Source organism: Bartonella sp. AC158YNML (assembly GCF_042196725.1).
Classification (GTDB): Bacteria; Pseudomonadota; Alphaproteobacteria; order Rhizobiales; family Rhizobiaceae; genus Bartonella.
Map to the genome: position 1 here is coordinate 1 of NZ_JBHIQU010000051.1, position 2,542 is coordinate 2,542.

At 39.5% G+C, this 2,542-nt stretch carries 3 protein-coding genes and 1 pseudogene; all 4 read right to left on the reverse strand.

The window, feature by feature from the left end:
• Positions 1–240: 240 nt before the first annotated feature.
• On the reverse strand, positions 241–864 hold the full coding sequence (locus ACFIM1_RS09095) for a lambda exonuclease family protein (protein ID WP_375694670.1): 624 nt from the start codon (positions 862–864) through the stop codon (positions 241–243).
• A gap of 1 nt (position 865) precedes the next feature.
• Positions 866–1,690 (reverse strand): phage recombination protein Bet, encoded by an 825-nt coding sequence (gene bet, locus ACFIM1_RS09100; RefSeq protein ID WP_375694672.1) that lies wholly within the window; start codon positions 1,688–1,690, stop codon positions 866–868.
• 82 nt (positions 1,691–1,772) lie between these two features.
• Positions 1,773–2,255: a hypothetical protein gene (locus tag ACFIM1_RS09105; protein ID WP_375608815.1), complete on the reverse strand. Its 483-nt coding sequence runs from the start codon at positions 2,253–2,255 to the stop codon at positions 1,773–1,775.
• A gap of 5 nt (positions 2,256–2,260) precedes the next feature.
• A pseudogene (locus tag ACFIM1_RS09110) lies at positions 2,261–2,542 on the reverse strand (hypothetical protein); the annotation flags it as partial.

Consider the following 2,542-nt stretch of genomic DNA (forward strand, 5'->3'; position numbering starts at 1 on the left):
AGATAGATAAGCAGTTCACCGGTAGGTTTGATTTCTATGAGTTCGCATTTTTGCTTTTTTGCTTCTCTTAAAGCTCGTGCAATGTCTGCTTGCGTTATGATAGCTGTACGAGGCGCCATATCTTTTCTCCTTACATTGAGATGCAATTCACGTGTGGCGTGAATCACGCATGACTTAAAAGTTGTTATGAAAGGGCGGGGGTGCTCGTAGATATGCGGGGAACAAAGCACCCCCATAAGGTTAAGCAGCTTTTGTAGAGAGTTGTTGTATCTCTCGTTCTATCTCTGCTAAAAAGGCTTGAACAGCTTGATTGATCTGTTCAATTTGTTGATCATCACGGAGAACACGCTTGACTTTCATGCGCAAGTGAAAGAATTCTCCCGTAAAACGTGGATCATAACTTACGAAATCACACCATTTTCGTTCTGTACAAGCCATTTGGAATTGCATTTGTGCGTGATATTCTGGTTTGATTTCGTCACCTATACAAAAGCGCATATGTGTTACTGATCTCGGGCATTTGACTTCGATTAAACCGTCTTCTCCAATGAGACCATCAGGGCTAGCCCCCGCCATTTCTATTGTGGGGTGTTGGATAAAGCCGCATTTTGTTATATCGGCATCATGAATGAAGCCATATTCTCTCAAGGCATCTTCTTCATGTTCGATACCCCATCTCATATCTTCAGTTTCATAATAGGGGCTTGTTTCTCTTGTTAAGCGCTCTGTTATGAGTTTGATTTTGTAGTCTTCATATTTGCTCGTAGGCAATCCTTTTGTAGTTTTATTGAGTATGTTGTAAATGTTTGATGCGGTGACTTTACCCAAGCGCGCTTGAAACCATTCTGCTGTTCTTTGTTCCATCTCACACCGCCGTTCTTTGTTCTTGTGGTGCATATTCGATATCTTGGACGTGAATATATTCGGCATCTTGTATAGGCGCCTCTATTTGCTTTTGTTGTAGGAAAGATTGTTCTTTTTCATGCTGTCTCTTTTGCAAAACATCCAAAATCCTTTGTGCTACTTCATCAGGAAGATCTTCAAGCCTGTCGACTTGTGCATAATCAAGCACTTTTTCTTCTTCTGTTTGAGTGATGTTTATTAATTGTTTGATTTGCATAAGCACATCATAAGAAACTAACTTCGTTTGTACGTTATGGTTTGTTTCATTGATACGTTTTGCTTCATCTTCTTCATAAATACCGGAAAGCCCGAAAGCATAGCGAGCACATTGTATAGTGGCTTTATGGCGCAACATACGGGCTGGGTATTTTTGCCAAGTGTCACTTTTTTGTTCGCATTCTTTGAGATATTCGGTGACTTCGATAGGGTCTTTAATGCCTTTGAGACGAATAGCACATTTGATAGCAATGAGATTCCCGTCTTTATCGAGTTGATCTTGAAAGGTCATGCCATCAAAGTCAGGATTTGATTTGATGATCTTTATCCAACCGTCAATAGAAACAACGGGTATGATGCCGCCGCCTTTTTTAGGGAGAGCATAGATTTCTTTTGTTAAAGGGTTAAGTCCATAAGTATTGGCAACAAAAAGAAAAACGGCAAATTCTGCATCAGTGATGGCATTAGAATTTTTATCTCCAATACAAGTTTTTATGATTGTGGTTCGAAATTCTTCAGTAGAAAATCCATATTTTTCTGCCATTTCGTTTAAAAAAGTAGAATTTGTCATTATTGTTTCCTTGATTTGCGCGCAATTCCCCCGTGGCGTGAATCACGCTTGTGTTTAAAAATGGTTGGTTGTTAGAAAGTGCTTATACGCTCTGTCTTTTCCTAGGGATATGTTCGGCTTTTCTACTATAACTAATATGTGTGTTGCCTGAAATACATGTGTTACCACATACAACAGCTTCACCACCAATATGAGCTTTTTCGCAAATTTTGGCATTGCCGTGAATTTCGGCTATTCCGTAAACTTGCGCATTATCGAAAATATGTGCATTGGATTCAACACAAGCGTTTCCAAAAACATTAGCATTTCCATAAATACGTGCATTACATGAGATACGTGCTCGTCCAAATACTTGTGCATTCTCATAAATTTGAGCATTACTGCAAACCTTTGCCTTATCCCTAACCCAACAATCGCCCTCATGAGAGAGGTTACCTTCATGCTCTATAAAACCACCAAGATCACCTTTCTTGACCTTTCCAAAGTCTCTCAGTGCACGAATGCGACGAACTGGTCGACGATAGAGGATGTCTATTTCATTAGTAAGTTCGTATTTCTTTTTCATGGTTACTATTTCTTACGTTCTACGATTAGGGTGGAGCCACTAATTTTACAATTTCCAGCAATGTCTACACGACAGCAAATATATGCTTGATTGTAAATTTTAGCATTTCCGTAAACGTGTACACTTTCCCCTATAACAGAATTCCCATAAATCCGCGCATAGTCAAAAACCTTGGCATTATCTCCAACATCAGCACCACCAACTTCGGCATAATCAAAAACTTGTGCATTTCCAGAAATTTGTGCATTCCCATAAACACGGGCATCATCATAAACTTTGGCATTACC